The organism is Rhodobacter sp. Har01, assembly GCF_020564565.1.
Taxonomy (GTDB): domain Bacteria; phylum Pseudomonadota; class Alphaproteobacteria; order Rhodobacterales; family Rhodobacteraceae; genus Pseudogemmobacter.
This window is the reverse complement of record NZ_JAJCTD010000022.1, coordinates 1-5,077: the sequence shown is the minus strand read 5'-3', so window position 1 is coordinate 5,077 and position 5,077 is coordinate 1. Positions and strand designations below refer to the sequence as shown.

The following is a 5,077-nucleotide window of genomic DNA, read 5'->3' as shown; positions in this document are numbered from 1 at the left end:
GAGGGACTGATTGGGGGCCTGGGGAATGATACCATGTTTGGCGATGCAGCTGCCAACCATCTGCTCGGCGCCCGGGGCTCGGATCGGCTCTATGGTCAAGCAGGCAACGACACCCTGGAAGGAGGCCTGGGAAACGACCATCTTTGGGGTGGCGAAGGCGCCGACCGCCTTATTGGCGGAGACGGGCAGGAAATCGACTACGCCCGCTACGACGACGCCAACTGGGGCAATCTCATCATTCGTCTGGATAACCCCGCCCTGAATACCGGAGCGGCGCAGGGCGACAGATACGTCGGCATCGAGGGACTGATTGGGGGCCTGGGGAATGATACCATGTTTGGCGATGCAGCTGCCAACCATCTGCTCGGCGCCCGGGGCTCGGATCGGCTCTATGGTCAAGCAGGCAACGACACCCTGGAAGGAGGCCCGGGCAACGACACCGTGGAAGGAGGCCCGGGTAACGACCATCTTTGGGGTGGAGAAGGCGCCGACCTTTTCGTCTTCAACACTAGCCTTGGAAAAGAGAATATCGACCGACTATTTGATTTCTCGACCGTAGATGACACTCTGCTTCTCCATTGCAATGTCTTCATTGAACTCGCGACCGGATTCCAGAGGCAGGAAGTCTTTGTGATCGGGAATACCGCGGAAAACGATGCGCACAGATTGGTCTATGATATAGGCAGCGGAAACCTCTTCTACGACTCAGACGGCATTGATTCGGCCGACTCCGTGCTCTTCGCTGTATTCGAACCTGGGACTGCGTTGTCAGCGGCCGACTTTTGCGTGTTCTAGATGGCGCACTTTGAGGGAAAAGAGTTCCTCTTTTGACGAATCTTCTACTTCAAACATACCGCATGCTCAAATCTTTATGGACACCATTAGATCAATCTTCATGTCTTGCGGCCACACTCCTGGTTAGATGCTTGAGGTTGCGGCGACTATCAATGTACTCCCTGCGTCACGTGTTTCGCCGTAACTCTGGCTCCCTATCTGCTTGGTTGGAAATAACAGCATGCTGACGGTTCTCGGGATTTTTGGGGCAATGTTCGCCGGTATTGTGGCCGATGCTATGCTTGGATTGAGCAACTCTAAAGAAGAGATCGACGAATCGTTAAACGAGGGGGAAGAGGGTGAAGACCAGACTGATGAAAGACCGCTGGATGGCACCGGCAGTTCTCTTCTTGATGATGTAGACAATAACATATGGGCGGGAAGCGAAGCCAATGATCGAATTGATGCAGGTCCGGGTGATGACACGGTTCAAGCGGGCAGTGGCAACGACTACATTTGGGGCGGAGATGGGAACGATTTGCAGGAGGGAGACTCTGGCGACGATGTGCTTCATGGGGAGCAAGGCGATGACACCATACTTGGTGGCATTGGCAACGATCTTCTGAACGGAAATGCCGGAAATGACAGCTTGTCAGGAGGCCGTGGAAACGACGCATTGTTCGGATATTCCGAAGACGACACATTGGACGGCGGACACGGCAATGATTGGCTAGCAGGCGGCTCCGGGAACGATCAGCTCTTTGGCTCAGAAGGGTTCGATACCATCGAGGGCAACGCTGGAAATGACACGATTTTCGGTGCCTTCCCTGAAGGCCAGGACGACATCGACCTGTTGTTTGGCGGAGATGGCGATGATCTTCTGTTCGTTGGCGATGGTGATCGAGCGAATGGAGGCTCTGGCTCAGATACTTTCGTCCTAGATCAAACTGCGTCCCTCACAGAAGCAAACACCATCATTGACGATTTCGATCCATCCGAAGACCAAATCAGCATAGTGTACGACGCGACGAGGAGCGAAGAACCGGAGATCTCGATTGACTTCGATAGCGAAGCGCAGGTGTCGAAAATCTTTGTCGGTGGAGAACTCGTTGTAGCGGTAAATGGGCAGATTGACGGTAGCGCTGTCCGACTTGTGCCGGGCGTTGTTGCACAACGCTGACCGGAATGGATTCACACCGTGAATCCATGCGGTTAGGTGGTAAGCGATGGGGTGGACGCCCCCCGGCGGCATCGATGTGCCAAGGTGGCGGGAGTTCAAGCACCGCTACGGAGGGGAGCGTCCATGGGAGAGGTTCGCATCATCGGCCTGGATTTGGCCAAGAACGTGTTTCAGGCGCATGGCGCCGGGTCTGACCGTTCGGTTGTGTTTCGCCGCAAGCTGACGCGGGCGCAGCTGCTGACGTTCATGGCAGCCCAGCCGCCGTGTGTGGTGGTGATGGAAGCCTGTGCCAGCGCATCACTGGGGCCGGATGATCGGCGGCCTTGGCCACGAGGTGCGGCTGATCCCGCCCGCCTATGTGAAGCCGTTCGTGAAGCGCCAGAAGAACGACATGGCCGATGCCGAGGCGATTTCAGAGGCGGCGTCGCGGCCAACCATGCGGTTTGTCGCCGTGAAGAGCGAGGCCCAGCAGGCGGCGGCGATGGCCTATCGGACCCGCGATCTTCTGGTTCGCCAACGGACCCAGACGATCATTGCTTTGCGCGCGCACTTGGCCGAGCGGGGCATCGTGGCCCCCACCGGTCCGGCGCCTCGCAGCCATTATCGACGGCGATGACGGCGTGCTGCCAGCAGCAGTGCGCGACTTGGCGCGACTGCTGCTGGACCAGATCGCCGAGCTGGCCGGGAAGACCGCGGGCCTTGACGCCGATCCGCGCAGGCGCGTGACCACTGACGATACGGCACGGCGGCTGACGACGATCCCGGGAGTGGGAGCGGTAACGGCGGCGGCGATCACCACTTTCGCACCACCGATGGAGACTTTCTCCAAGGGGCGGGACTTCGCCGCCTGGGTCGGCCTCACGCCGCGACAACACTCGAGCGGCGGCAAGGACCGGCTGGGCCGGACCTCGAAGATGGGCCAGCGCGACATTAGTCGGCTGCTGATCGTCGGTGCCCTTCGGCGATCGCACCGTGGCCTGGATTCTGGGCTTCAACAGGAACACCGTGCAGAGGATCTTCCAGATCACCGGCTGGCAGGTCCGCAAGCGACCGATCGGCATGCGGCCCCGGATCGAGGCGATTCCGTCCGTGGCGGCGGCCCCGAACGAGCGCTGGTCGACCGACCTGTGCCGGGTCTGGACGGGGTGCGACGGCTGGGGCGCGACGGCTGGACCACGCTGGCCCTGGTGATCGACTGCCACACGCGCGAGCTTCCGGGCTGGCATCTGTCACGCTCCGGCAAGGCGAGCACCGCCGCCAGCGCACTGGAGCATGCCCTGATCAGCCGGTTCGGCACCCTGGGCAAGGTGACGCGCGCGTTCCAGCTGAGGTCCGACAACGGCCTGGTCTTCACCAGCCGCCGCTATACCGCGCTGGTGCGCAGCTATGGGCTGAAACAGGAGTTCATCACGCCGCATTGTCCGCAGCAGAACGGGATGGTCGAACACGTGTTCCGCACGCTGAAGGAGCAATCCATCCACCGCCAGCGCTACGACAGCCTGCAGCACGCGGCCCGCGCCATCGGCGACCGGATTGCCTTCCACAACCATCGCCGCCGACATCAGGTGGCGGACAGGAAGACCCCCGCCGAGGCATTCGCATTAGCGGCTTGACCTGTGCAGATTCCGCTGGTTCGATACTTGTGCTGAGAGATCAGCATGTTCGAATCCCGTCCCGAACCTCGCGCAGGAGCCACCTTGCCATGAACAGTGCAGAGCGGCGAGAGTCTATGCGATCATCCGGGATGGAACAGCTAACAGCATGGATTCAAAATGTGAATCTTCTGCAGACCAAGTTCGGCAACAGCACCCATCTGTGGTGCGGCTCATTAACGCGTGCTTAACCAGGAGAGTTCTAGTGTGCCAACAAGGGCAGCACAGGAATTTCGGCTATGACGCATGGAGTGTTTGATGGCTTTCTTGCGAGCGTTGCAAGAGACTTGCAGGTCTTCATCCGAATAAACAGAATCAAATCTCTTCAACCTCATATCGACACCCTCTGCGCAGCAATCGGAAGGGAACTGACGGACACTCCGTCCGGCTGTCACGGCTCTTTCGAAGGCCAGTACTCAAACGTTGTACCTTTTCCAGGCCAACCAAGTAAGGATCAGAAGACGCTCGAAGATTGGATTCTCGACGATCTTCGGCAATGAAGCGGCGTTGTTGCGCAACACGGACCGGAGACGATTCACAGCGTGAGTCCTATGCGGTTAGTCGGGGTGCATGAGCAAGCCATCCCAGGCCCTTCACCGCACGACGAACCGGGCCGGCTCCTGACCGGCGTTGTTGCGCAACTGACGCTTGAGGCGTGACGCCCCCTTGCCCGATTGAGTTCATGCAACGCGGACAATCTCGGCGGTGCCGAGTGCGTTGATGCGGTTGATGAGGTCGACGCGGATCTGGATTTCGGCGGTATGGTTGTCGGGATGTCTACCGGCGATGCACTCGCCGAGCGCTTTCAGGCACCGCATCTTGGCCTCGATCCGGCTGCGGGCGTGATAGCCGGTCCAGCGCTTCCAGAAGGCCCGGCCATAGTGCCGGGTGGCGCGCAGGGTTTCGTTGCGGGCGACTGCGGCCGGGCAGTCTTCTTTCCAGGGCCGCCCGTTCTTGCGGATCGGGATGATCGCCGTGGCCTGGCGGTCGATGATGGCGGTTTCGCAGCGGCGGGTGTCATAGGCACCATCGGCGGTCACAGTGCCGATATCCTCGCCCCCGGGGATCTGGTCGAGCAGTTCCGGCAAGACCGGGCTGTCGCCATCGATGTTGGGGGTGAATTCCACGGCGGAGATGTCCGAAGTGGCTGTGTCCATGGCCAGATGCACCTTGCGCCATTGGCGTCGACCCTGAATGCCATGCTTTCGGGCTTGCCATTCGCCATCGCCGAGGAACTTGATGCCAGTGCTGTCCACCAGAAGGTTCAGCGGCCCATCGGCACGCCGGTAGGAAATCTGGACCGCCAGCGTCTTCTGCCGACGGCACAAGGTTGTGTAGTCAGGCTGTCCGGCATCAGCACCCATGGAACAGTTTGGCGTGATTGCGTGGCGGAGGGTTTGCGGCTCATCTTGACCCCACATGGAGGTGGAGATGAGAAAGAACCTCGTGACGACGAAGGCGCCTGCCGAAC

The 5,077-nt window shown here is 59.9% G+C and carries 3 protein-coding genes and 2 pseudogenes; 4 read left to right on the top strand and 1 reads right to left on the bottom strand.

Annotated elements, in window-relative coordinates; translation table 11 throughout:
- The 4 genes and pseudogenes from LHP98_RS19145 to LHP98_RS19130 all read left to right on the top strand — a co-directional run.
- Positions 1 to 795: pseudogene (locus LHP98_RS19145) on the top strand (hypothetical protein); the annotation flags it as partial.
- Positions 796 to 1,015: 220 nt separating this feature from the next.
- A complete protein-coding gene (locus LHP98_RS19140; RefSeq protein ID WP_227254145.1) occupies positions 1,016 to 1,954 on the top strand; it encodes a calcium-binding protein in 939 nt (312 codons plus the stop codon).
- 123 nt (positions 1,955 to 2,077) lie between these two features.
- Positions 2,078 to 2,928, top strand: a pseudogene (locus tag LHP98_RS19135) (IS110 family transposase); the annotation flags it as partial.
- Between the two features lie 153 nt (positions 2,929 to 3,081).
- Positions 3,082 to 3,567 carry an integrase core domain-containing protein gene (locus LHP98_RS19130; RefSeq protein WP_227254146.1) on the top strand — a complete coding sequence of 162 codons (486 nt, stop codon included), beginning with the start codon at positions 3,082 to 3,084 and terminating at the stop codon, positions 3,565 to 3,567.
- A gap of 719 nt (positions 3,568 to 4,286) precedes the next feature.
- On the opposite strand, the gene LHP98_RS19125 is transcribed toward LHP98_RS19130, so the two are convergent.
- Positions 4,287 to 5,077 (bottom strand): IS5 family transposase (locus tag LHP98_RS19125; RefSeq protein WP_227254144.1); only part of this gene is annotated, 791 nt, incomplete at its 5' end.

Coding starts and splice junctions, on each gene's coding strand:
- LHP98_RS19140 (WP_227254145.1), top strand. CDS start 1,016: ATGCTGACGGTTCTCGGGATTTTTGGGGCAATGTTCGCCGGTATTGTG.